The sequence below is a fragment of the Acinetobacter sp. 226 genome (assembly GCF_048147925.1).
Taxonomy (GTDB): domain Bacteria; phylum Pseudomonadota; class Gammaproteobacteria; order Pseudomonadales; family Moraxellaceae; genus Acinetobacter; species Acinetobacter pecorum.
On sequence record NZ_JAYWYX010000033.1, the window covers coordinates 1 to 26,531 of the forward strand.

Annotated in this window: 17 protein-coding genes and 6 pseudogenes; 15 read left to right on the forward strand and 8 right to left on the reverse strand. The window is 39.4% G+C overall.

Features of this window, described 5'->3' with window-relative positions:
* Window positions 1–76: 76 nt before the first annotated feature.
* Window positions 77–436 (forward strand): annotated as a pseudogene (locus VXP95_RS13760) (IS30 family transposase); the annotation flags it as partial.
* 6 nt (window positions 437–442) lie between these two features.
* Here VXP95_RS13760 and VXP95_RS13765 read toward each other — a convergent pair.
* From VXP95_RS13765 to VXP95_RS13780, 4 genes and pseudogenes are all read right to left on the reverse strand, one after another.
* Window positions 443–652: pseudogene (locus VXP95_RS13765) on the reverse strand (IS3 family transposase); the annotation flags it as partial.
* A gap of 200 nt (window positions 653–852) precedes the next feature.
* A complete protein-coding gene (locus tag VXP95_RS13770; RefSeq protein WP_196077714.1) occupies window positions 853–1,272 on the reverse strand; it encodes a DUF6530 family protein in 420 nt (139 codons plus the stop codon).
* Between the two features lie 650 nt (window positions 1,273–1,922).
* Window positions 1,923–2,219 carry a hypothetical protein gene (locus tag VXP95_RS13775; RefSeq protein ID WP_180175078.1) on the reverse strand — a complete coding sequence of 99 codons (297 nt, stop codon included), beginning with the start codon at window positions 2,217–2,219 and terminating at the stop codon, window positions 1,923–1,925.
* Between the two features lie 2 nt (window positions 2,220–2,221).
* Window positions 2,222–2,860: an AAA family ATPase gene (locus VXP95_RS13780; RefSeq protein ID WP_180175077.1), complete on the reverse strand. Its 639-nt coding sequence runs from the start codon at window positions 2,858–2,860 to the stop codon at window positions 2,222–2,224.
* A gap of 399 nt (window positions 2,861–3,259) precedes the next feature.
* Here VXP95_RS13780 and repM point away from each other — a divergent pair, with 399 nt between their 5' ends.
* Window positions 3,260–4,204: a replication initiation protein RepM gene (gene repM, locus VXP95_RS13785; RefSeq protein ID WP_196076281.1), complete on the forward strand. Its 945-nt coding sequence runs from the start codon at window positions 3,260–3,262 to the stop codon at window positions 4,202–4,204.
* Window positions 4,205–4,216: 12 nt separating this feature from the next.
* Here repM and VXP95_RS13790 read toward each other — a convergent pair.
* Window positions 4,217–4,672: pseudogene (locus tag VXP95_RS13790) on the reverse strand (DDE-type integrase/transposase/recombinase); the annotation flags it as partial.
* A 458-nt stretch (window positions 4,673–5,130) separates the two neighbouring features.
* On the opposite strand from VXP95_RS13790, the gene VXP95_RS13795 reads away from it, so the two are divergent.
* The gene (locus VXP95_RS13795; RefSeq protein WP_196074543.1) at window positions 5,131–5,526 is read left to right on the forward strand and encodes a DUF6088 family protein; all 396 of its coding nucleotides are present in this window, start codon (window positions 5,131–5,133) and stop codon (window positions 5,524–5,526) included.
* The gene (locus VXP95_RS13800) at window positions 5,519–6,466 is read left to right on the forward strand and encodes a nucleotidyl transferase AbiEii/AbiGii toxin family protein (RefSeq protein WP_196074542.1); all 948 of its coding nucleotides are present in this window, start codon (window positions 5,519–5,521) and stop codon (window positions 6,464–6,466) included. Before VXP95_RS13795 ends, VXP95_RS13800 begins: the two co-directional genes overlap by 8 nt.
* 188 nt (window positions 6,467–6,654) lie before the next feature.
* Here VXP95_RS13800 and VXP95_RS13805 read toward each other — a convergent pair whose 3' ends face one another.
* Together VXP95_RS13805 and VXP95_RS13810 are read right to left on the reverse strand one after the other, a co-directional pair.
* Window positions 6,655–6,762, reverse strand: coding sequence for a topoisomerase DNA-binding C4 zinc finger domain-containing protein (locus VXP95_RS13805; RefSeq protein WP_366925885.1), 108 nt, complete (start codon window positions 6,760–6,762; stop codon window positions 6,655–6,657).
* A 10-nt stretch (window positions 6,763–6,772) separates the two neighbouring features.
* Window positions 6,773–9,505: a UvrD-helicase domain-containing protein gene (locus VXP95_RS13810; RefSeq protein WP_416712230.1), complete on the reverse strand. Its 2,733-nt coding sequence runs from the start codon at window positions 9,503–9,505 to the stop codon at window positions 6,773–6,775.
* Between the two features lie 302 nt (window positions 9,506–9,807).
* Here VXP95_RS13810 and VXP95_RS13815 point away from each other — a divergent pair.
* The 7 genes and pseudogenes from VXP95_RS13815 to VXP95_RS13845 form a co-directional block, all read left to right on the forward strand.
* Window positions 9,808–9,996 (forward strand): annotated as a pseudogene (locus VXP95_RS13815) (transposase domain-containing protein); the annotation flags it as partial.
* 358 nt (window positions 9,997–10,354) lie between these two features.
* A complete protein-coding gene (locus tag VXP95_RS13820; RefSeq protein ID WP_416712231.1) occupies window positions 10,355–10,804 on the forward strand; it encodes a hypothetical protein in 450 nt (149 codons plus the stop codon).
* Window positions 10,805–10,814: 10 nt separating this feature from the next.
* Window positions 10,815–13,340 carry a hypothetical protein gene (locus VXP95_RS13825; protein WP_416712232.1) on the forward strand — a complete coding sequence of 842 codons (2,526 nt, stop codon included), beginning with the start codon at window positions 10,815–10,817 and terminating at the stop codon, window positions 13,338–13,340.
* Entirely contained in the window at window positions 13,327–17,142 is a 3,816-nt protein-coding gene (locus VXP95_RS13830) for a site-specific integrase (RefSeq protein ID WP_309220783.1), read from the forward strand. Before VXP95_RS13825 ends, VXP95_RS13830 begins: the two co-directional genes overlap by 14 nt.
* A 761-nt stretch (window positions 17,143–17,903) precedes the next feature.
* The gene (locus tag VXP95_RS13835) at window positions 17,904–19,559 is read left to right on the forward strand and encodes an HNH endonuclease signature motif containing protein (protein WP_180036179.1); all 1,656 of its coding nucleotides are present in this window, start codon (window positions 17,904–17,906) and stop codon (window positions 19,557–19,559) included.
* A gap of 539 nt (window positions 19,560–20,098) precedes the next feature.
* Window positions 20,099–21,331: an ATP-binding protein gene (locus tag VXP95_RS13840; protein ID WP_416712233.1), complete on the forward strand. Its 1,233-nt coding sequence runs from the start codon at window positions 20,099–20,101 to the stop codon at window positions 21,329–21,331.
* A 35-nt stretch (window positions 21,332–21,366) separates the two neighbouring features.
* Window positions 21,367–21,471, forward strand: a pseudogene (locus VXP95_RS13845) (HNH endonuclease); the annotation flags it as partial.
* 131 nt (window positions 21,472–21,602) lie between these two features.
* Here the strand turns inward: VXP95_RS13845 and VXP95_RS13850 are convergent.
* Complete coding sequence (locus VXP95_RS13850; protein WP_005403805.1) at window positions 21,603–21,932, reverse strand: DUF4236 domain-containing protein; 330 nt, start codon at window positions 21,930–21,932, stop codon at window positions 21,603–21,605.
* A 208-nt stretch (window positions 21,933–22,140) separates the two neighbouring features.
* On the opposite strand from VXP95_RS13850, the gene VXP95_RS13855 reads away from it, so the two are divergent.
* From VXP95_RS13855 to brxC, 4 genes and pseudogenes are all read left to right on the forward strand, one after another.
* The gene (locus VXP95_RS13855) at window positions 22,141–23,007 is read left to right on the forward strand and encodes a WYL domain-containing protein (RefSeq protein ID WP_180047258.1); all 867 of its coding nucleotides are present in this window, start codon (window positions 22,141–22,143) and stop codon (window positions 23,005–23,007) included.
* 10 nt (window positions 23,008–23,017) lie between these two features.
* The gene (locus VXP95_RS13860; protein WP_004758931.1) at window positions 23,018–23,629 is read left to right on the forward strand and encodes a DUF1819 family protein; all 612 of its coding nucleotides are present in this window, start codon (window positions 23,018–23,020) and stop codon (window positions 23,627–23,629) included.
* A 16-nt stretch (window positions 23,630–23,645) separates the two neighbouring features.
* Window positions 23,646–24,221, forward strand: coding sequence for a DUF1788 domain-containing protein (locus tag VXP95_RS13865; RefSeq protein ID WP_002010699.1), 576 nt, complete (start codon window positions 23,646–23,648; stop codon window positions 24,219–24,221).
* Between the two features lie 41 nt (window positions 24,222–24,262).
* Window positions 24,263–26,455: pseudogene (gene brxC / locus VXP95_RS13870) on the forward strand (BREX system P-loop protein BrxC); the annotation flags it as partial.
* Between the last annotated feature and the right edge of the window lie 76 nt (window positions 26,456–26,531).

The following is a 26,531-nucleotide window of genomic DNA, read 5'->3' on the forward strand; positions in this document are numbered from 1 at the left end:
ACCACTTACCCAAGTTACGCCTTAAATTTGACTCAATTAGGGGCGCTTTGCATTTCAAATCTTTGTGCAACAAAGCCGGTCAACGAGAGCATCCTCTCAAACGATTACTTGTGCATTAGATCGTTTACAGATGAGCCATGCTTATAGTGTGACATTTGATAATGGCAAGGAATTTTCCGAACACAAAAGAATTACTGATGCTGGCATAGAGACGTATTTTGCTGATCCTTACAAGTCTATTCAGCGAGCTAGAAATGAAAATACGAATGGTTTAATCCGTCAATATCTGCCAAAATCATCATCGTTTGATGACGTGTCAAACGAACAAATAGAGCAGATAGAATTTGCACTCAACCATCGTCCTAGAAAAACACTAGGTTGGCATACACCGAGTGAAGTTATGGCTGGTTTTTATACTGTTGCACTTGCCGCTTGAATCCGCCCGTTCTTGATCTGAAAGCTGCTGTACTTTAACTGGATTTTGTTTATCCAGATATTTTTGATGCCAAACACGTAATGTTTCAGGAGTACAACCAATCTTGGGTGCAATAGCTGTGATTGCAGCCCAAGTAGAAGGATAATCTTTTTCGGATTCAATCAATAATTGAACCGCTCTATCTCTGATTTCAGGGGTATATTTAGGTTTTTTCATCGGAACATTCTCTCAGGAAAGTTAGTCTCCGACAAACCCGGTACGGTTCATCCTTCCTTCCAGTCACCTAAGCCTATAATTTTTTTGTTTTCTAAGATGCTATATAAATTTTCATCAGAAAATGATTGATCATCTGGATGTATTTGCATATGCCAATATGTTGTCATTATTTACCCCTAATTTTTGAAAACTATCTAAAATTAATATCCCAAAGCTTTGAGATATCTAGACAATCTTTTTAGAGATTTATCCAAATGCTCTTCATCATTAGCTACACCTTTTTTTAGAACTTCAATTAACGCAGGGTTCTTTGACAAAGTGATATGAAAATCATCATAAATCGGCAAAGTTTCATTCTTAGCATAACTAATAGAAGCACATAACAAACTAGCTAAATCTAATACACGATGCATAGGCAATTCTTCTGATTGTCGAGACCACTTTTCGCCAGTGTATCTCCAGACTTTTGCAGACAAATCCATTTCTTTAGGATTACTCCATTGCGCTAAACCAATAGACAAGCCCTCAGCATCTGTTTGATTGGTAAATTTGCCATCTAATTGAGTGTAATCTTCTAATTTTACAATCGGTTTGTGTGATAAATGATTTGGTATATCCACGTTCTCAACCTTATTTACTAAAGTGTTTACTAAAATATTTAGTAAACTAGTTAGTAGCTATGTTACTAAAGTATTTACTAAAGTAAAGCTTATTTTTAACACTGATTTAATATAATGGCCATTATGGGAAATTAACGTAATAATCAATGGATAATGGCTCGACATATCTAGATGATCTTCAATAGTTTAAAATCCTTGATTCAGTACTTAGTTAAAAACTATAGAAATCTAAAACATCTACTGGAAACTCATTTTTCAGAAAATGACGATGGCTGTGTCGCGACCCTTTAAAAATAACATTATGTGTGGAAATGAACTCTAAGTTAATAAAATTTATTTAATAAAAACAACAACTTATTTATCAAATGACAACCAATTTAATGCACAAAAAATGTTCAAAGAACCTAATCATTTTTTAATTTTATTTGAGTTTTTAAAATCTACTAGAAAGCTTTTAGGAACTATTTGTGTGATAAAATATTACGTAATAATCATAAGTTACGTAACTTGAATAAGTTGTTAAGGGAATTGTTGCCTAGTTATTTCTTTGTTATTTTATGAGTTATAAAAATCTATAAAAAAATTTTAGTAATAATTTATAAGAGATAAGGTTACGTAACAATCATAAGTTACGTAACTTAAATAAGTTATTACGGAAGTTGTTGATTAACTATTTCTTTAATTTCTTCAGAGCTTTTTGAAGCCAAATTTTCTAATGCAATTCTAACGATACTTGATCTACTAACACGAGCATTTTGACTTTTAACTACCAGTTCATCAATTAACTGATTAACTTCATCATTCAAAGAAAATGTACATCTAATAAATTTTTTCTCTTTGGTTTCTAAAGCTCTTACCCTTTTTTCAGCCCCAGATATGAATACTTCTGCTAACTGATCTTCTGGAGATATTTCAACTTTCTTTTTTAAACCGTTTAATCCAGCCATGATTAAATTCCTAAAAATTCATTAGCTATATTTTTAATCTCTGCTTTTGCTTTTTGATCACTATTTACTTCAAAAACAGAAAGGCCATTTTCATCAGCGTCATCATAGACATTTCTATTAGTCGTAATCGCATTTAACGCATTTATACCAAATGATTTACATGCATCTTTCGCATCTAAAATTCTTTGAACTTGTGATGGTAACGTTGGACATTGTGTAATAATTGCTCTTGCAATAAGATCTGGATTGACAGTTTTAGCTAATTTTAAAACTTGTTCCATATGTGCTAATGTTTTTAAATCCCTTCGTTTTGGTCTAAAAGGTAATAACATATGAGTAGCTATTGTCATTGCAGAACGTAAAGCTTCTGAATCTTGCCCACCAGCATCAATTACAATATCCTGATATCTACCTTGCAGATCTTTGAGAACTGAGCGGATATTGCCAGAAGCTTGAACTGAAGGAATATCTTTTAAATCATCATTATCATCACGTTCTTTTATCCAATCAGTTGTTGTTCCTTGAGGATCTGCATCTAATAAAAGGACATCCCTATTTTTTGTTTGAAGGTATACTGCTAAATTTTGAGATAAGCAGCTTTTTCCAGCACCGCCTTTTTCACCACCAACTAATATAATCATATTTTATGTAAGTTACGTAAGTTTAATAATTTAAGTAATGTAAAATGATTTCATGTAAAAATCAACTATCGTGATAAAAAAATAATTTAAAAGTTATCCACAAGTAAGGTTCTTTTTTATTATTTTATATATATTTTAAATTTATTATTTATATAACAGCTGTAACTATTGATATCAGGGGAATACAAAGAATTAAAGTGGACAGATTCCTACCAATAAGTGGACGGATTCCTACCAATAAGTGGACAGATTCCTTTATATAAAAGGACAGATTCCTTTATATAAGAGGACAGATTCCTTACATAAATGGACAAATTCCTTTCAAAAAAAACACTTCCGTTTATGGACGTTAAGTAGTATTGTCCATATATTGGTAATCAAATTTTTTAGCACTAACATATGAGCAATGTAATCTATAAAGATAATAATTTAATTGAAGCTTCCTATGCACTAAATCTTTCAGAACAAAGATTAATTTTAATAGCAATTCTTGCTGCCCGTGAGATTGAAAAAGAATTAACGGCCGAGACTATGTTAACGATTCATGCCTCGGAGTATATGAAACAGTTCAAGCTTGGCCGACAATCAGCATACGAAGCATTACAAGCAGCATGTGATAATTTATTTGAACGTAGGCTTACTTATAAAACAATAGATCCTGTTACAGGAAAAAAAGCAGTTTATAAGAGTCGATGGGTATCCAAAGTAGGTTATGTCAAAGAGGCTGCATGTGTGCAGTTGATATTTGCGCCAGATATCCTTCCGCTTTTCATTAAGCTTGAAGAAAAATTTACTAGATATGAACTTAAGCAAATTTCACAACTTACCAGTGTTTACTCTATTCGATTGTACGAGCTTTTAATACGTTGGAGATCCACAGGTAAGCTTTATGTCCCTATAGCAGATCTTAGAGAGAAATTAGGCTTGCTAGAAGATGAATACTCTCAAATGGGAGATTTTAAAAAGCGCGTTCTAAAAGTTGCTATAGAACAAATCAATAAATTTACTGATATTGAAGTTACTTATACCCAGAAAAAAGAAGGTAGGACTATTACTGATATAGAGTTTACTTTTTTTGAAAAAGATACCGTTCTAATACTCAGTGATAGAGCTCCAGAAAATTTATATAAATTAACAGCAAAGCAAATTTCATATTTTGCGCAAAAACTTTGCGATATTGATGACAATCCAGATTTTGGACGTGCTTTTGGAAAGATAGGCGAAACACAAGAAGATTTTCAGGAAAGAATTGAAGCCGAATTAACAGATCAAGAGAATGTTAAAAAATATTTTTCACATCTATTAAATGTTGGTTATAAACCAAAAAATGGGAAGCAAAAATAGTTACTGGATTGCTCACAGTATCCTAAACATGAGATAGCCTTCATTTTGAAGCGGCTCAAATGCTTCTGGGCTCATACCATCCAGATGTGAAGGCGCCTAATTCGATTGTAAAATATTCGATATAATCAAACACATCCGCACAGGCTATTTCTCGTGTTTTATGGCTCATCTTTTTAATATCCTAAAAAAAAAGGGATACAGCAACAGCATTATCCCCCAACATGAGCTGTATATTGCGCAAGGTGGCGACTCATACTCTGAACCAAATTATGTTTTTGACAGAATTTCTCCCAGTCCACGCTACTGTATTGTAAGCCGTGATCTGAATGTATGATCCAGGTTCATTTGATCTACGTTACTATACAGCCATGGGAAGTGCATCCAAAACGATATTCTTGGTATGAGTGGGTTTTATTGGCAACCGAGGAATTTTTTCGAATATAAATCAAGAACTCCAGCCAGATATAATCAGCCTTGCCAATTTTATAAATTACGCAAGTTACATAACTTATGATGCTTATGCAATCCGGGTGCTGGGTAACCAATTCTGGATCATAAGCAGCTAAATACAGCTGTTTAAAGAGATAGATTTCTGCAATAGGTCAAATGTGAAAAACACGCGTACGTGTTTAGAGAGGCATAAGTGGACAGATTCCTGACACGTAAATTACGCAAGTTACATAACTTATGATGCTTATGCAATCCGGGTGCTGGGTAACCAATTCTGGATCATAAGCAGCTAAATACAGCTGTTTAATCTCATAGAATTCTGTAACTCAACCCAGAACTATCAGATCAGACAAAGCTGTCTCACTGCCTGATTTATCCATATTATCAGCTATTATAATGTCGTATTTTTGCTCGACAAAATGTCGTATTTTTGCTAGTTTAAAGGTATGTGAAAACTGATGTATAAGGGAGATGCGATGACAATTAAAGCGAAAATGCAAATGCGCATCAAACGCTCAAAACGTTATGTTTTTATGCGTGATGATTTTAAGGACATTGCGAATTATGACCAAATTGGAAGAGTTCTGCGAAACTTAGTTCAAGAAGGTGAGCTAATCAAAGTTGGTTATGGTATTTATACCCAAGCAAGAAAAAACCAAATTACCGGCAAAGTAATGCCAGCCTGTCCAGAAGGTGCGGATGCAGTGATCTTAGAGGCATTAACAAGATTGGGTGTGCGGGTTACGTTGGGTAAGGCTACGGAAAAATATTTATCTGGTCAATCCACCCAGATCCCAGCCTTTACTCAAATTAAAACCCCGCGTCGTTTTACACGCCAATTGTCTGTAGGTCGTAGCCAAATTAATGCCTGATATAAAAAATCTGTTTGCAGATGTCGCTGATGCGCTTGGTATTGGTGCAACTTCTATTGTTGAAAAAGATTACTATGTTGTCGAGTTATTGAGACTATTAGAGTCTCTAGAATTTGAAACGCATGACTTGGTTTTTGCTGGTGGAACTTCTTTAGCTAAAGCAAATATTCAGTTAAATAGGATGTCTGAAGATGTGGACATTAAAATAGTTCCAAAACCGGATATTGCATTAAGTCGCTCTAAAGCTAAAGTTGTACGTAAACAATTGCTTCATCAAGTACAAGACAAAATCTCTCAATCTGATTTCTTTAAAATTGAAGAGGAACCAGTTGTCTGGGATGAATATCGTTATATGGAATTACTAATTCGATATCCTCAGCATTTCAATCAAGCTCCCTGTTTACGACCATTCATTAAATTGGAATTAGTTGAAACAGACTTGCTTGAGCCTTTTGAATCTAGAAGTATCACCTCGTTTGTGTATGACTTGGCTAAGGAAGGGAAGCCTGTCGATGCTTTTCCCTCCGTCACAATTGTCAGTACCAGTATCGAGAAGCTGATAGCAATTTTAAGGCGTACAGCGGCCTTTGCTAGAAATGCTGAAAGAGCTGATGATGAATCATTAGTTCGACATGTGTATGACTACTTTAAAATTACCTATGGTAAACGACAAGATTTTGTTTATTTAGGGCACTTAGCTACTAAAGTTATAAAAACTGATATTGAGCGTTACGGTCGTCAGCATACTCTTATGGTTGAAGACCCGATTGCTGAATTGTTATTTGGTTTAAATGAATTAAGTCGTAATCCACTCTATAAAGCCAGGTTTAATAATTTTGTTGTTCCTATGGTGTTCGGGGACGAACAGATAACATGGCAGCAAGCCTATTCACATTTTCAGGACTCAGCTCAACAGATCTTCGCTAACTTAAAGTTGTAAATGTAGAAAAGCAATTAGCTTTTTTGTATAAACCTATGCTGAAAAGTTGATGTAGCTTTAACTTTGCAATCTTTAAGCAACAAAGCATCTATTTACTTCCCTTATGAAGTTTTATAAAGTTACGTAACTTTATAAGTTATACTGTGGACTCCAGTCTACAAAATAGATAGCTATTCATAGCGAATTAATCATATTTTGAGTTTTCTTGTATAGTCACATTTTGGGTAGCTATTACATGCCATGAATGGTCCATATTTACCATTCTTTTTCCAAAGCCGTCCTTGTCCGCATTTCATAGCGAATTAATCATATTTTGAGTTTTCTTGTATAGTCACAATTTGGGTAGTTATTACATGCCATGAATGGTCCATATTTACCATTCTTTTTCCAAAGCCGTCCTTGTCCGCATTTTGGACACAGCCATTCAGGTGGTATGTCACAGTTGATTTTTTTATGTTCATCTTGTGGTATATGAATAAACTCTTTGAGATTTTTGTCTTTGGTAATTTCTTCTAAAAAAACTGAACCACGCTCACCAATTAAATAAACCTTTTCCTTTGCACGAGTCAGTGCAACATAAAACAAGCGACGTTCCTCAGCAAAAGCATATGTTTCAGGTTGTGGTAAAACTAAGTTCAAAAGAGGATCATCTTCCTTTTCAGAAGGGAATGCACTGCCACCTTTATTCAAACCTACCAAAATTACATAATCTGCTTGCAACCCTTTAGACGAATGGATTGTTTTAAATTGGACAGTACAGTTTCTGCATAATGGCTGTACATTACCTAAATTAGGCTTATGGTGGTTATACCGACCTAAAATATAAATAGATTTTTTCTTTGGATTACCTGCGTTAGCTTCATTGATATCTGAAATGATTTTAACCAGATAATTAAGTATATCTTCATTCTTTGTAGAAAAGTTTATTTCAACGACTTTGCTGGTGGTTTGGTCAATGGCTTTGACCACTTTTTGCATTTGTGCTTTATTTTTTTGAATGAAACTACTGGCAATATTGGCAATACCCTGATTGGAACGGAATGTTTGAGTCAACTGAGTTTGTTTAGTATAGCCGAAGACTTTTTCAAACTGAGTGAAAATACTGATGTCTGAACCTGCAAAACGATAGATCGCTTGCCAATCATCACCAACACAAAACAGTTTTGCTTCAGGAACTTGATTTAATAACGCCTGAATAAACCGTGCCCTTGACTGAGATGTATCCTGAAATTCATCAACAATAATCAGTTTGAATGGACTTCTATATTTATTTTCATTGACCAGTCTGGCAGATTCAATCAGTAAGTCATCAAAATCACACTCTTTGTTTGAGCTTAAAGTTCCTTCATACTTTGCATAAACTTTTGAAAATAATTCCAAGAATAAGCTTTGACGTAATGTGAGGGATGGGTTTTCCAATAGCTTAATCACACTGGCTTGATTGGACTTATAGTGGCTTAAAAAACTGCCGTAAAGGTCATCAGCATTCTGTTCGTAGATGGAGAATGCTTTGGTATTAATGTCATTGAGACTACGCGGTTGAAATATTTGCCCACGTGTTTGAAGTTCATATTCCAGCTTTTTGAACATCGAACCTGTAATAAATTCATGAAAGGTGGTACTGATTAAATCAGTTTTATACTTCTGGTGGGTTTCCGACTTCCATTTCATTTCGTCCAGATATTTTTGTCCAAAATGAGCAGGCGGTTTGCCGTTTTGATCCACGGCATAATGTTCTAAATACAGATTAATATCTGGGAAATAAAAATCGGGTTTGTACTGACGATAATTTTCATTTGCAGTTTCATGTTCATAAGCACGTTCATACTCGTAGGGAATTCCTTGGCTGTACAACCAGTTGGCAATGGCTTTTTCACCATGAGATTTAACGAGTTCACCTTGGTAGGTGACAAAACCATCTTTGAATCTGTCAAAGGATTGTTTTTGTGCTTTTTCCCATTCACTTTGAGTTTTGAATGCAAAAGGCGAGAGTGGTGCTTTTGAATAGGCTGTTTTGAATAAAAGATATTTTTCCTGAAAATCAGAATCAGTTTCATTCAACTGTTGAATGATTCGATTGAGTAATGGTTGAGTCTTGCCTGCATGCTCAGAGACGGACGGGCTTTTGCTTGTGGCTTTACCGATTACTCTTACTCCAAACTGATGAAAGTTTAGTGCTTCGATTTTCGTATTAAACTTCTCAAGAATATCTTTTAGTCTTAAATTGATTCGCTCGTTAAGTTCTTCACCAGCATTTCTGTTGAATGCTAAAACCAATATTTCTTCAGGCTTATAAAGACCTGTTAAAAGTGCATAGCCTACTTTCCCAACAATGGTCGAGGTTTTGCCCGAACCTGCCGCAGCCACCAATAAGTTGCGATCCTCAAAAATAATTGAAGAAATACGCTGTTCTTCAGTGAGAGGTGTACTTTCTACCTGATCAAAAAAATCCTTAAATGCAACTAATTCACTGTCAATGAAACGTTTATTTTTGGAATCAATGGCATGGTTTGCTTTGATGGGAAGCTCGATAAACTGTTTTAGCTGTTCAAACAAACCTTGTTGAAATGGTTCAAAGACAAAGGACTTGTCTCGTTGAATTAGTCTGTTGAATCGATCAATTTCATCTTTTGATCTTTGAGTAATATCTGCTTTGAATAGTTGCGCAAAATGATGGGATAAATAACGGTTTTGTTGAATGAAGTCTTGGTATTCGAATAAATAGGGGAGCAGTGTTGTTTTAATCTGTTCAGCATTTCTTTGGTTTTTTAGAAATTCAGCATCATTGTAAATTTCAGTCTGAAGTTTTTCTGCTTGAGCATTAAACAGACCTTTAAACAGATAATTCTGATCCTGTGTTTTCAGTGTGACTGTAGACCACATCCATCCTTTACGGATATAGGCTTCTAAGACCTGCTCAGGGTTAAGTTTTACAATAGCGCCATCAAGTTCAAGTGTAAGCTCAGGAAATTCATAGTTTATGCACCATTTGGTTGAACCTGCAAAAATATAGCTAAGTAAACTTGGTTGAATTTCCATAATGCCCTAAAGAAAAAATTATTAAAATAATGAAAGATTTGCGAGTAATTATAAAGTTATGAGATATTTTTTTCAGCAATAAGTATGGCTTTGTTGCACAAACACTTAAAAGTTAAAGTGCCTTTGTACGCCACGATCAATTCTATAGCCCTGTGAAGCAACAAATTTCGATTCACTTAGATACTGATGTTCTTGCATTTAACGAGACTGGCATCTAATCGAGTTGTCGTAAAATTTAAAACATGCTGCCTACGATAGCTCAATTAAAAATATTTGTGTAGATACCTATGCCTTGGGGGTAGAACTGGCTGTTTGCTGGCTCGCTACGCAGTGGTCAGCGAGCAGCGAACATGATGACCCTGATCCAGTCAGCAAAGATGAATGGGCTGTATCCATATGCCTATTTAAGTGATGTGCTGAAAAGGTTGCCGACAGATAAAGTGACCCAAATAGAATTACTGCGACACCGCTGGGAACCTGAACCCAATTAAAAAATAGCGATGGGGTTCAGCGGATGCTTACCAAAATTTGAGGCGAGGCACATGATTTTCTGCTCAATTTAAACTGTTTTAACAGCATATCGATCAGTTTGATAAGCTCAAAGATTTACATCTTAGGCGGCTTGTTCACTTGCTTTTTATGACTGGATTTAATGATGTTTTGTTGAAACTGTTTATGGAAATTGAGGGGTTGTAACTAATATAGTGGGAGAGTTTGCAGAATATTAGATATTTTAAAATTATAAGTATTTGAATAATATTATTATTGTGATTATTAACTAAAAAATCTTTAAAAGTAAATAAAAAAAATGTTATAAAACTTTGTATGTTAATTTTTGGTCATTTTAGTATGATTTTTGCTCAGTCAGCAAGCAGCACTGCCCTCTTTCTTTATCAGTTCGTTCTTCCTTTCGTTACCAGAACACCAAAGCTACTTAAGTTGAAGCAGAAAGTGGAGAGTCTGATGAAACAGGAACCAGGCAAGAATAAAAACAAACAGAAGGAGTTTGAAAAATGCTATGTGAAGATCTGGGGGCAGATTATCAAGATATTAAAAACTGACAGTGCCGTGCGTGCACATGTGCATTACCTGCCACAGCTGCAGTTGATCCGTGAGCTTGGTATTTATATTGAACCAGAATTTCAGGCTAAAGTTTTTGGTCAGTCTGGATCACTCAGTGCGTATTTTTTGATAACGTTTTTTAACTTGCGCAATGAGGAAATCAAAAAACAAGTTAAAGAGATTCTGAAAATTAAGCGTCAGTGTGATCTTAGTCCTGAAGAAAAAATTGAATTGTGAGTCATGAAACGTGGCAAAAGTACAATCTTTAGAAAACTATCTGCAATCTCATCTCACTGCTGAAACGCAAGAATGTGAGAAATTAAATAAAGCAGACAAAAGCGATAGTGAGAAATTGCGGGTCAACTTCGCGATCCTATACTTGCAACTACAGCAAACTGTGACGTTCACAGAATTTTCTGAATTATCTGTAGATGATTTACTCCAAATTGAGAAATTGAAGCTTAATGCAGCTAAAGTTTATACCTCGATTGTGAGCGCCCGACAACTAGGCAAGGATTATCTATTTGCGGCATTCACTTATTTTGCTACGTATGTCTCTGAACAGCTGGATGAAACCGGTTATTTGCTCTTGCGGGTCAGTTATTTGTTTTACAAGCAATATCAGGCGATTTGTCCGTTAACGGCTTCTGACGCCAAGCAAAAAGAAATCTGTGATTTGTTGCGCTACATTTGTAAACCGCTGGTTGAGCTTGGTCTGCAACAGCAAGAGGAAAGCAGTGAGGAAAGCAGTGAGGAAAGCAGTGAGGAAAGCGACAGCAGACGATTACTGCAACGCTATTTAGATTTTATGTTGAATCTGGTGCAGTTCAATAAGGAAATTTATGAGAATTGGACGGAGTTTATTCAGGATTTTTCTTTAAAAGAGAAAAAATTTTCCAACTACTTGCGTGCACTAACCATCATTTTTAAACGTCTGGCCGACAAAAAAATCGTGTATCGAAAAATACACAGGAAAATACGAAGAAAACGCATACTGCAAAGAATAAAAGCTAAAAAACGGAAACCGAGAAAACCAAGACCTAAAAAGCTGAAACCTGTGCCGGATTGGCCCTCGCAAGAAGAGGAAGTTGAAAAGGACTACCCGTCGCAGGGGAAGATCACTTTATCTTATTTTCCGGCTGATATCACGTTTGATCCATGGATCGTGATAGATGAAGAGGGCGAGATCGATGCGATTGAACAAGGTTGGCAGATCGAAACCACAGATCCGGGAACTGGTCGTTTTTTTAGATTTGTAAATGAATATGCGACGCATATGTTGCGACATCGACAGCGTCGTTTACAACCGCTGGTGACCAACTCTTATTATATGAGTCAGGATGTAATTCAGCATCTTTTTTACCTGTTAAATGGCGAATTAAATAGCCAAGATCCGGACAGTTCTGCCATGGCTGCCGCCTGTTTACTCAGCCTGAGCAGTGGCTTGTCACCTGTTGCACTCCTGAACTATGAACAGCTGATTGAAAAGGGGGTGCTGCTGAAAACGGGGAGCGCCAAGCGGACGGAATATCAGGTGAGACTGTATCTGGCGATTACTCAGCAAAAAAATGAAAGTTTAATGCCACATCAGTTGAATCATATGGTATCTCATGAGCTGTATTTGTCCAGCAGCTGGTTTGAATATCTACATTTACGTTGTAGTACTTCGCCTGTGACGGTGCAAGAGGTCAATCAATATCTGAAAAAATGCATAGCAGGACAACAGCTTGGTTCAATCACTGTCGAAAAGTTACAGGCACAGTTGTACTTCCATGTTTTTCACCACACGTTTAATGAATATATTGCACATGTGCTGTCGGGTAAAGATAGTTCTCATGATCTTCCCGGCAGTTTTTACGGAGGGGTTGCAAAGAAGCAGCTGAATGAGAAGTACCGGATTTATCTGAATACGCTGTGCAGACCGGACACGGAAGCCGAGATCAAGATCGTCGAGCAGCAGTTTGAAAGCTCGAGTGAAGCGGATACCACCCGGCTGGGGAGTCAATTGGCCCTGACTCCGGATTTTGTGTCTGATTTCTTCCAGCAGCTGCATAAGGTCTGTCATGAGAAAATTCAGTTGCATCAGCACTTGATCGAGCGGATCAATGCCTACAGTTTGTGGATGTGGCATATCAGCCTGTTATGTTTAACACGACGTCCGCAAGAACATTTGTTGGGGGAGTGTAGTGCTTATGATCTGGATTTAAGACTGCTATATGTGAATGATAAAAAGAATAGCCAATCACGTAAGGATGGGCGTTTTATTCCGTTAGCGAAGTTTTTTACTCAGGCGTTTAAGCATTATCTCGATTTCTTAAACAGTGTGGTCACTCACTATGCTGACTTACTGAAATTTGTCTTCAAGAAAAATTTCACCCTTGAAGATCTGTTTGGCAAGGTGATTGTCTATCCGGGAAGCCTGCCGGTGACGGCTCAAGCATGGGACAGTCCTAAAATCAGGATCAAGCCTCTTAGCCGAGCTTGGGTGAATGAAGCGTTGTCGCGCTATGCCTCAGCGCCTATTTACAATAACTGGCTGCGCCATTTTGCAATGAATATGCTGATGGATCATGGAGTGGCGTTTAATGTGATTCAGGCCTTGTACGGCCATGATCAACGCGATCAGGAGCTGTTTTATCGTTATTCCTCAGCCTCCTTGTATCAGTATATATGCCATGTCAGTCAAGGCATCGATGAGATGATCAAGATATTGCAGGTTGAGCATTTATCCAGTCCGATGCCAAAAAAGGATAAAGCACATGACAAAGCATGATGTGATTGCTACGTATATTGGTGAGCAAGTTGAACTGACTTTTCAGCAGATGCTCCAATCGATTGCAGGGCGTAAAAGAAGTACGACAGATATTGATAAAGGGCTTGAGAAAATCTGGCTAGATTTTCAGTCAGCGCTGAAGAAATTTTTGAAGAACCATAAGCTTAGCACGGCAACACTCCGAGCCCCTTATCTACAACAGAGCGAAGCCTATTTTTTTCAACTGAAGGAAGACTACCTGAGCGAAACGCAAGAGGCTTATCCGATTAAAATCATGTCCCTGATATATGAAAATATCAAGCAGCAAGTCGAAGCGGATTTTAATAATAAGATGTCGGATGTCATTAAAAAAAATCAGGGTAATACGCTTGAAATCGATAGCGAAATTGAGAAAATTTGGGTGGATTGTCAGGAAGAAATCAAGGCATTTTTAAAGGAAAGAAAGATTGCCACGGTCGCGCTGAGAGCCCCTTATTTACAATGGGCTGAAGACTGTTTGATTAAGCGTAAAGAAGCTTATGAAAGCGCGTCGGAAGATGCTTATTTGATTAAGATTCCATCAACCATTTATCATCAGATTGCTCAGCAAGTGGCCTTTACTTTTCAACAAATGAAGGAGGCTATTGCAGGACAGAAGGACAGCCAGCAGGATGTCGATGACCAGATTGCCCGAATCTGGGCGAATTTCGCCAAAGGACTGGAGACTTTCTTAAGGAACAAAGACTTCACCACTCGTGCCAAGCGCAAACCGTATATCAAACACAGTGAAGCCAGTTTTTTAGCCTGTTTAGAACAGTATCAGAATGAGGAACACCAGCCTTATCCGATTAAGCTGCGTCCTACGACGCTGTTTTCTGATCCTCCACCGCGGCAGATTCTCAGCACTGAAGCCAGACTGCGGTTGGGACAGCAGCATTTTCATATTGCCAGAGGACTGAAAGCGTATTGGCGTAGCGAGACATTGCAGATGCCAACAGCACAACAGTGCTTGGGTCATCTGTATTTAAGTCTGATTTATTGTTCAGGCTGTAGTGATCTCACTCAGCTGGTCGCCATCGGCAATCGTCTGCTGGAGGAGGAGAAAGAGAAGGAGAAAATGTGCCATCCGTTGTCTGGGTATTCAACACTGTATCGAAGTGACTATAAAAAAATTACCAATCCACTGGTTCTCAGTTACTGCATGCCACACCGCTATTACGGCAATGAGATTAAAGACAAGAAGATTTATCAGTGGCGGCATGTCTGGTTCAATCCTTATGCACAACTTTTTTTACACATCCTGAAACAGCAAGCAGAGGACCTGCAACCACAACATCCGCGTAAGGTGCTGGAAGCGATTCTGAGTGTGTTCGAGAATCTTAAAAAACAGCTCAAGGTCTCGGAACAGATTGCGGCATTAAAAAAAATCTTGCAATCCGAGGATCAGGATCTCATTGAGATCACTGCACTCAAGCCCTTTCAGCATGTCAACTTGGCGCTAGAAATCCATCCAGACTTGAGTCTGGATATGTGTTTAAGTGAAGTATTGCAGAATCATCTAAAAACCGTGTCTTTAACGGCAGAAGACCAAGGTGTAGCCTGGTTCAATACCTTGAAATCCACGAATGATCTTGTCAAAGTAGAATATGGGATCCTCCCGTTAGAGACTGAAACAGCCAAACCGGTGGTTATCACGGCACATCAGCAACTGAACGAGCTTCCATTTGAGTTGGATTTTTTTGAACAAGAGCGAGCCCCGGCAGGGAAAAATAAGCAAAGCCAAAGACAACGCCATCAGCAGCAGTTTAAGCAATGGCGCAATATTCAAACCCGGTTGAGTGTAAAGAAGGCAGCCTTAGCGGGCGACAATTATAAAGAATGCAATTTGATAGAAGCACAGTTAAGACTATTGAGCTGGATCTTTTATTTGAGAAAAGAAGAAAAAGAAAACGGCAAGAAATTAAAATTGAGTAGTATCAAGCGTTATCTGAGCAGTTTTGCGAAAGACTATTTCTTTCATATCTATATGTATGACAATGACCTTGAACAGATGAGTGTAGAGCACTATGAGCAATTGTATGCCTCCATCCTGAACCGCATCGATGAACGTGCTGAAACACAGCGTGAATACACAGACACTCGCACTCAGGGTCGGGCACAATATGCCTTTGGACGACTGAAAGATTTCCATGCTTTTTGCCAGAAAGAATATCCGGAGAATGTGCCAGCGGTCAGCAGCTTTGACCACAGTGATTTTCAACGTATCCAGTTCTGTCAAGCCAAGCTCATCAGCCCACAGCTGTTTATTCAATTAAAAAAAACAGTCATTCAGAAAATTGAGGCCTGTTCAACTCAAAAAGAAAAAGTCCATTTGCAGCTGTTGTTGCTAATGTACATCCTGGCTTATCGTTTGGGATGTAGACTCAATGAAATCCGGGGGCTGACGCTGGGTGAAATCATTTGTCCTCAACTGCTGTGGAAAGACGATCCAGGCAATCAAACGGTCGCCATACGCATCACCTTGAAAAATAATGTCTATCGACGACTGAAAAGCCAAAATGCGCAACGTCAACTCGATTTGAACGCGGTATTACTGGATGATGAACTGCAAGCGGTGAAAAGCTATCTTCTGCATTGTTTTCAGCAGCCGAATAATAAGAAGGCGAACGAGCAGTTGGTTTTTGAGATCGGTGGAGAAATCCTGAGCGAGCTGTATATCTCAAAAATGACCCGGCTGCTGTTCGATGAAGTCATCAAGCCAGATCACGGCTATACCTTCCACAGTTTCCGCCATAGTGCCGCCACTCATTTGGCAATCGCCTGGTTGGGATCGAAAGAAATGGTGATGACCTATACCGACTACAGCTGGCAGCAGGCTAAGTCTATGCGCAAGCATCTGTTCGGTGAACAGGCTATCAGGCATGAAGCGGTGATTCAGCATAAATGGCGTTTGCTGGCCGATTGGATGGGGCATAGCTCGATTGAACAAACGGCCTCACACTACCTGCATACCCTGGATCTGCTGGCGATTGATCGAATTTACAATACGCCCTGTGTAGTTCATCCTGCTGTTCTGAATAGGCATTATGATCGTGAAGAAACTGAAGCGGTGGATCTGAATCGCGACAGCCAACACCGAAAGTGCTTTGAACGTGAGCAACCGGTGTTGGGTATTGATCAGAAAGTACAACCTTATCTGATGCCCAAGATGCAATTCGAGCTGAAGCCATTATCCTACAAGGTCATCTACACGTATCTCAACACATATCAAGATGCAGAGATCCAAGCACCTCATATAGTGGATAACCTAGATATTTGGATTAAGCGTGCGCTTTGGCTTGCTGTAAAATGGCAAGTACCTTCATTCAGTAAACTTGGATGGAATTTGGACAATGCTGCATCGATCGAGAAAAAGTACTTAAGCGACCTATATGACAAGCAGATCAAAACCAAGCTGAAGCCAAAGAGCCTACAGCTATTTATCGCATTAAAAGATCTTTTAAAGGAGAAAGTTCTGTCGGCTTTAGCTGTATTGATTCAGCATGGCAAACTCAGAAGAAACCAGTTTTGTTTCCAATGTCGTTTTGATGCCCAGCAAAAGCCAAAAATGGATTGGGAAATGCAGGATTTTATCGAGGGGATGCAGCTGTTGTTACCTGAAGATGTCCAATTACAGTACGATAACTATCCGGTGGATCTCACGCAAAAAAGTCGTGAGATTCACGTCTATTTTATCGATCAACAAAGCAATAAAAACATTACATTATCCCTTGCATTTGATTTGCTACTGGAAGCTGTACAACACCCTTCCTTATGGGAATAGCCTAAGCAGATATCGTTCAATTTAAGGGGCCCAGGCCTTTGCTTTGTCAAAATCTGATTTGCCAAGCAAAGGCCTGGGTTTCCGCGAATTTGATTTTTTGTTTTAATTATTCTCATGATTTTAATTCATTGAGGCCCTTTCATAGAATTAAAAAATAAATGTAGGTAGTGCTTCAAAAAGTATGCTGCATAGATTTTGAGATAAATAGGCATCCTTGGGGGTATTGAAAATACAGGGATTTTTTCGGTTAAAATTTTTAAAAAATAAGCCAGCATTAAACTTGAAACACCACCAGAAAATGAAAAAAAGTCTAATTTGGTTTGACCAAAGAAAAAGATACCCATATGATAATTACGTTACAGCAAAATCTGTAATCGGGCGTGGAAACCTGAAAATTACTACAGAAGCATTAAAACCGCTTTAGCGGTTTTTTTGTGCTTATTATGCTTAGTTTGCCATTATGGTAGGCCAGGCAGGGCAGTCTATGACTGGCCGTCTTCTGTAGTGCGGTATTTCCACCCCTGTTTGGTCTACCTCCATCTCGTGGAAAAGATGGTTGTAGATAGTCAACTCTAAACTACAGGTACTAAACATGAAGATTTTATTATCTAATCCCCCCATTTCTCTTAGGTCTCTTTTGTTAGCGCTGACTGGATATTGACGGTCATTTAATTCACAGCTTTAACCAAATCGAACTATATACATTTTCAAATTTCGTACTTGAGCGAAAGTAGGAAAGTGTTGCCTGGAGAAAATAAGAAATGGGTTCTACACGACTATTGACCAATATTATTCAGCGTAAAGTCATGTTGCCAGAAGAAATGTCACCTTCAATGCAGCGTGACAATTTTGAAGTGGCACTGACTGATTTTGAAAAGCATCCAATCATCAAATGTTTATTTAAGGCGGATAACCAGCGTTCTACGGAATGTTGGAGCGTGCAAGAAATTGCAAACTTTATTGAGGATTGCACAGAAGATCAAAACATCAATTTATGCATTTTGTATTGGAAAGATATACACGGCAATATTTACATTATTGATGGAGCACATCGTCTTTCCTGTATCTATGCGTGGATTAATAGATATTTTGCGGATGAGCAAGTCACTCAATCACCTAATTTCAATGATCCACAAAAACAAGATATTCGTTACCTCCGCAATTATTTAGGAGATCTCGCTGATTTTCAAAAAATTTGTACTGATGCCGAATTCGCAGAAAAAAAATCGAAATTAGGCGATATTAAAATCAGTTTCAGGCAGGTACTGGGAACTCCGGAAGATGCGCGACGGGTATTTCAATCGATTAACTCAGATACTAAACGTTTAGATAAATATGAGGAATATCACCTAAGAAATCGCGGTAGTGACGCGTATTATGCGATCTATGCCTGTTGTTATATCAATGACAATAAATCTAACCTAGAAGAGCTCCAATATACACGTTTAAATGAGTTGATTGAGTTAGGGGAGAGGATCCACCAGCTACTTTTTTCGACCATTTTATTAGACAATGAAATGAGTCATGGCAAAAAAATTGGCTTGGTCAATGAGCTGATGAATATCATTGCGGGTGATCAGATTCATAATATTATGAGTCTGAATCAGGGGGAGCGCGTTGAAAACCTAATGTCGCATCTGTTGACTATTCTTTGCAGAATAGCGACGCCTGTAAAAAATGCTGGGGTTCCGAGTTTGGGCTTACATCCATACTTATATTTTTATAAGGATCAGCGTTTTCAGATTACTTCTTTTCTTGCATGGTTTTCAATTGTGTATGAAATTCATGAAAGCCGCATGCAGATTCATCATCGAACGATTAGTTTCAAGGACTTCACCCGGGTACGCCGTAGTATTGAGTTCTTGATCGCCAATTTCCCCGTGGCGACCACCGAAACGGTCGGCAAGTTCGGCAGTGGTATCAAGGGCTATGATCGGCTACAAATTGTCTATAAAGCCTTTATTTGCTTAAGCTTGGAAATGGATGTTGATCTTGATGATGAGAAATGCCTGAATACCTTTATTCTGTCCATGTCTAAGGCCTTCAAGTACATAAACTTTAACGAGTTCTATGTCGAAAGGTTTTTGGGTGGTTATGATGATGCAGTAGTCAAGAATGTGGTGGGATATGTGGAGTCGATTAGTCCAATTTCTCGGTCAAAGCCAAAGGCCTTTTCGGCATTAACCAAGAGTCTGCTTAAGCACAATTTTCTGGTGGGTAATCATAACTTTTGCCTCATTTGTGATGGATTGATCTATCTTGATTCTACTGAATCGGATCATAGGATTGCCAAAGCCGTAGGTGGGCAAGGCGTTCTAGAGAATGGCCTGCTAGTTCATCCCATCTGTAATAGGATGAAATCAGATCTGAGCCTGGAAGAGATTAGAGCGGATTTGTTTGGTGAATTACTGTATTGAGCAGCAGAGGGGGTAAATTAATTTTCTAAAATTTATCAATGATTTAACTTTTGATATATTCAGCCAATGTGGTTGTTTTTAATTCACTTTAGAATCACAACCAGAAACTAGCTGTAGTTTCTGAATGACCGTCAAGGTCCTTAGTTTCGCCCATAGATTCCCTCTGTGGGCTTTTTTTTGATCAAAAATTGTATAGATGCCCTAAAATAAACCTTTTAGCATTTCATAAGCAATGAGGATTAAGGCTGAGACCATCAGCACAACAAAAATGAGTTCTACTCTAGTTAACATATTAATTCCTTTTACTTTTCACTTAATTTATATAGCAGTTAACTCGTAGCATCAATGAAATAACATAACATGGAAAATAATCAAAAAGACAGAATTTGGATTTTGATCAGATCTACTGTTTGCATGCTTCAACAGTAGCTTTGAATGTTTCACTTAAACTTTAAATTTTTTTTAAAATTGAATATTTTTACATCTAGGTTCTAAACTTTGATAGAATTAATTAAAACTTTAGATTTCAAGTGTAAACAATGAGAAGCGCTAATATTCGACGTGATGGCTACTTAAAAGTTCTGAATACATGGCAAGACCGTGATGTCATTAAAGTACTTTCAGGTGTGCGTCGCTCTGGAAAATCCACCTTATTGGCGATGTTTCAACAAGACCTAAAAGCACAGGGTGTACAAGCCGAAAACATCATTGCCATCAACTTCGAATTTATGGAATTTGAAGAACTCACCGATTACCGTAAACTACATGATTATGTATTGTCCAAAGTTGATAAAAGTAAAAAAAACTACGTTTTTTTAGATGAAATACAACATGTTACAAATTTTGAGAAAGTAGTCGACTCCTTATATGTTCGGGATTATATCGATTTATATATTACAGGCTCAAATGCATTCTTTCTAAGTGGAGAACTTGCGACTTTACTTACAGGACGCTATATCGAGCAACACGTTCTACCTCTGTCATTCCAAGAATTTAAACAGTGGCATATTGAAAATAATCCGATCATCCAACAATTATCCAATCGTGATTTGTATGCCATGTATACGCGCAGTAGTTTCCCTTATACGCTTGCCATGACTAGCCAGCAGGAAACTTATGATTACTTGCAAGCGGTTTATGCCAGTGTAATGTTTAAAGACGTTATTCCCCGTTTGAATACTGCCGATATTAACTCTCTCGAGCGTGTCGCAAGATATTTGGCAAGCGTGACAGGCTCACCTATTTCCATCAATAAAATTAAAAATACCTTTGTTTCAAGTGGGGTTAAGATTTCATTTGAAACAGTAAAACGCTATATTCAGGGCTTACAGGACAGTTTGTTATTTTATAGTGCCGCACAATTTAAAGTACGCGGGCGTGAGTTATTACAATCCTCTGAAAAATACTATTTAGTTGATGTCGGATTGCGCCGGATTATGTTGCCTGATGCTAATGCTGATCAAGGTCATATCTTAGAAAATGTGATTTATCTTGAGCTTGTCAGACGAGGTTATACGGTCTATGTAGGGCGGGTTGATGAATATGAAATTGATTTTGTTGCTGTCGATACTTTACAGAATTTAACTTATTATCAGGTGGCATTAGAAACGCTTAATGAGGAGACACTCACCCGAGAGTTACGTCCATTACAGAAAATTTCTGATTCGTATCCCAAGTATTTACTTACCTTAGACACGATAGGGACTGAAGCCAATTATAATGGTATTGTAAAAATGAACGCTCTTGATTGGTTGCTGTCTGAAAATAAGTAAAGTTGGGGGTAGGCATCGACACTACTATGTATTGATCAAAACCCAAAGACTTTTCAGCATTAACCAAGAATGTGATCAAGCATAATTTCTACTCCATTTGTGATGGATTGATTTACCTCGACTCGATTGAGTCAGATCATCATGATTGAGCTACAGTCGCTTACTGAAAGTAGCGAGAATTGCGCTGGAGTTTCTGAAGGATATTAATTCCTTAGTTTGCCCATTCATCCGTGTGGGCATTTTTTTTGATTAAAATACAATGCTGTTCTTGCTAAAAAATGACGGCACCCACCATAAAACACAATATTCCAAAAATAATCCAAGGCCATATCTTTGCCTTCGGTTGTTCTAAATTCTGAGGATTATATTCCGTGTGTTCTAGCGATGTCGGTTGTGGAACACGGGTCTTTTTAGAGTAAGGCTGGTGTTTAGAGTAAGATAGTCCCGTACCTGGAATGCCGACACTGGTTCGCGTACCTTTTTTCCCAATATTTAGAGAAGCACCAGGTTTGCCAATGCTGGCACTGCTGATGCCTTTATGGGTCAGATTAATTTTAAAACCCGGGAATAATTTAATACTTTTACGAAATCTAAAACCCATATTGCTCTCATTCTAAAACTTAGCTCAATTCACGCGCTATACCAGGATCCATGATCTGCTAGAGATCGTACTTTGACGGCTATCATCAGGATACTAGTATATTTTTTATCTGATGATTGCAATACTACCTTTAAATACCGTCAAAAATGTTTACTGTATATTTGCTGTAGGGTAATCTTAAAGCTGCTATTTATTGACTGATTGGTATATGACGACAGATAAACATGAAGTCCTGCTACGAATGCGAGCGATCGAGCTGCTTGCATACTGGGAAGGTCGTTTGGTTACCAATCGTTTGATGAGCTGGTTTGGACTTAGTCGACAGCAGGCTTCTGCGGATATCAAGCGCTATAATACGCTGTATAACCCCGATGCCTTGATTCATGACCCCTCCGTCAAGGGTTATGTGCCTAAAGCCAGCTTCCAGCCTGTACTGACTACAGCGCATATCAATGAATATCTCAATATGCTCTCGGGCTTGGTCAGTGAATCGCATGCCCTGATTGCGATGCCAGAACCGAATCTTGCAGCAGTTCAATTACCTGATCGCAGTGTACGTCCTGAAGTGATTCGGGAAGTTTTGCGTGCCTGCCGAAACCAAAACACTTTAAAAATGATTTATGCCTCGATGCAGAATCCGCAGTGGCATGAACGCATCATTTCCCCACACACCCTGGTGTATACCGGTTTTCGCTGGCATGTCCGTGCCTATTGCCATCAGAGCAAGCAGTTTAAGGACTTTTTACTCTCCAGAATTGATCGCACACCTGTTGTGGTGGCGATTGAGTCAGTAGACCCTGCTCAGGATCAGCAATGGCATGAAGAAATTGTACTGACGCTGATCCCTAATCCAAAATTGAACTCATCACAACAAGCGCTGGTCGAAAAAGACTTCGGCATGCCTGATGGCAGATTACAGATTCCGGTGAAAAAAGCCCTGGCTCACTATACTTTGCAGCGCTATCAGGCAGCAATCACGCTGGCTGAGGCGGATGATGCCTTGAAATATCCCTTGGTACTACAACGCTCAGATATCGAAAAGCTGTCGTCTTACCTGTTTGATCAGGCCTCATAGGAGATTGGCCATGTTAGAACAATTTCATTATGACAGTGACCTGATTGGTGGCTCCCTGATGGTGCGTGAAAGCCGGCTGATCGCTGATCTGTTATTACGAGAAGCGACTCCAGAACAATGGCATCAGGCCATTCAGATTGACAATATTCTGCAAAAAAGAACGCCTGCTTCAGCCCAACGTAACGCCACTGCCATTCGTAAGCGTCTTGAGCGCTTAGAGCCTGATTTCTGGAAAGCTTTGCGTGATGGGGATGATGAGCTGGCGACCCAGGTGGCTTTTTGTGGCGCACTGGAACGCAACCTGTTGCTGCTTGAGTTTATGGAAACGGTGATGAGGGATGCCTATATCTCTCAGGCGCAATACTTGGACAGTTATATCTGGTCAGACTTTCTGGATGAGCGCTCACAACGCGATCCGGATATCTGCGAATGGAAAGAGTCCAGCAAGAAAAAAATGGGGCAGGTGGTGTTTCGCATGCTGGCAGAAGCCGGTTACTTAAAAAGTACCCGTAAGCTGGAGTTACAGCGCGTGATCGTCAGAGCAGAGCTGCGTAGCCTGTTGGAAGAACATTATAAACAACGCATTAAAAGATCTATGGAAGTGTCGCTATGGACGCGGTAGTTGTAGAGGGGCAGCAATGAGTCAAACAATACATGAGCGTCTGAACCAGATTCCAGAGCGAATTCTTTCCACCGAGTTTCTCACCGGGCAAGGACTGGGCAATGAAATTGGCTTCTGGATTTTTGATTATGCACCTGAAGATGAGTTGAAAGTGCGCGAATATCTGCATTTTCTAGACGGGATGCTGGAGAAAAAACACAGTCAGCTGAAGGTGGTGAATATCAACCTGCTGCAAGCCGTGGTGGATTATCTGGCTGAGCGTAACTTCATCGATAAAGCCATTCAAATGCAAAAAGCCAAAGGCGATGAAGCGCTGCTCAAAGCCTTAAAGGGCCCACTGCATATGGATAAGTTCGCGCCTTATCTGGTGAGTAAATATGCCACCAATGCGCAAGATATTGTGTTGATGACTGGGGTTGGGTCGGTTTGGCCACTGTTACGTGCCCATCACTTATTGAACAGTTTGCATTCGTTACTGGGGCATAAGCCAGTGGTGCTGTTTTACCCAGGCTATTACGACGGTCAAGCGATGAGTTTATTTGGAAAAATTCCAAGCAACAATTACTACAGAGCATTCAGATTAGTGCCTTAAACACGGCAAATAGAAATAAGAATTCGGGGGAATGGATTGAGATGAACATTAAAGAACTTTTTTACAAGCCATTAGATCGTGCGATTAACGGGGTGGTCAAGGCAGACCAGAATGACAATACCACGGTATATCAGGAACTCGATGAATACGTGGTCACCAATGAGCTGGAAAAGCATTTTCGTGACTTTTTCCAGTCTTATGGCACAGACCTGAGCGATCCTTCGATTGCCAACCGAGTCGGTGTGTGGATTTCGGGATTCTTTGGTTCAGGTAAATCACATTTCCTGAAAACCTTGTCGTATATTCTGGCCAATAAAGTGGCACGTGATGCGCAAGGTAACGAGCGTAGCGCCGCAGAATTCTTTGATGAAACTAAAATCCGCGATGCATTTATCCGTGCCGATATTGGCAAGGCGGTCAGCCATCATGCCGATGTCATCCTGTTTAACATCGACAGTAAAGCCAGCTCCAACGATGATGGCAATCCGATCCTGAATGTGTTTTTACGTGTGTTTAACGAGTATCAGGGTTTTAGTGCTGACCATCCACATATTGCCCATATGGAACGTCACCTGAACCAGAAAGGTGTCTACGAACGCTTTAAACAGGCGTTTGAGGAATCTAGCGGCATGTCCTGGCTAGAGGAGCGTGACGGCTATCAGTTCTATCAGGATGATGTCGAAACCGCGATTTCCCAAGCCCTCAACCTATCCGCTGAAGCTGCACACAAGTGGTTTGAGGATTCTGAGCAGACCTTTAGTGTTTCGGTGGAAAACTTCTGTCAGTGGGTGAAAGAATACCTGGACAGCAAAGGACCCCAGCAACGCATGTTGTTCTTGGTCGATGAAGTGGGGCAGTTTATTGGCAGCGATACCCGCTTGATGCTGACACTGCAAACCATTACTGAAAACCTGGGTACGATCTGTAAAGGCCGCGCTTGGATTATCGTCACCTCACAGGCAGACATCGACGCGGTTCTAGGTGAGATGTCTTCTTCCAAAGCCAATGACTTCTCCAAGATTGCTGGACGTTTTAAAACCCGTTTATCGCTGTCCAGTTCAAATACCGATGAAGTCATCCAGAAACGTTTATTACGTAAAACCCCAGAAGCTGAAGCATTGCTCAGATCAGTGTTTGAGCAAAAGGGCGATATCTTAAAAAATCAGATTACCTTTGACCGTTCAGGCCCAACACTCAAGAACTATGAGGGTCCAGACAGCTTTATTAATAACTATCCTTTTGCGCCGTACCATTTCCAGCTGGTGCAAAAAGTATTTGAAGAAATCCGTAAGGTCGGTGCGACCGGTGCTCACCTGGCCTATGGTGAGCGATCAATGCTGGATGCGTTCCAGATGGCCGCCAATGCGATTGCTACAGATGAAGTCGGTGCCCTGGTTCCTTTCCACCGCTTCTATACTTCAGTGGAAGGCTTCCTGGATACAGCAGTGAAGCGTACCATCGACCAGGCAGGGCAGAATAAAACTCTGGATGGTTTTGATGTGCAGATGCTGCGTACCCTGTTCATGATCCGCTATGTCGATATCATCAAAGGTACCTTGGATAACCTGGTGACTTTGTCGATTGAGAAAATTGATGAAGATAAGCTGGCATTACGCAAGCGGATTGAAGAAAGCCTACTGCGTCTGGAAAAAGAGAGCCTGATTACTAGGAATGGTGATGAGTTCCTGTTCCTGACCAATGAAGAACGCGATATCACCCGTAAAATTAAAGCCACAGACTTAGCGGCTTCAGAAGAAAATAAAGAGTTAGCTAATCTAATCTTTAAAGATTTACTGCGCGATCAGAACAAATACCGCCATCAAGCCAACAAGATGGACTATCAGATTGGTCGTTTTCTGGATGGTCATAGCCTGGATGGCAAGTATGAGAGCGATTTGAAAGTTGAAATCATTTCTCCACTGGATACGGAATACAACCTCTACACAGAAGCTTTCTGCATTGGTAAGAGCGCCGAGGCCGAAGGGCAGGTGCTATTTAAACTGGCAGACGATAAACAGTTCTTTAATGAACTGCGCACCTGGCTGAAAACCAATAAATTTATTCGGTTAAATGATGATGGCACTCAGTCCGATATCACCCGTATCCTGGCAGACCGTGGCCGAGAGAACCAGGAGCGTAAAAAACGCCTGCGTGCCCGGGTCGAAGAAATGTTGCTGGACGCGGAAAGTTATGCCTTGGGTCAACATCTACAACTTTCATCTTCAAGTCCAACCGGCTTTGTTGCACAAACCTATCTGTAAAGGGTTTTTCAGCGATATAATTTCTAAATGAAGAAGCCTACACACAAAA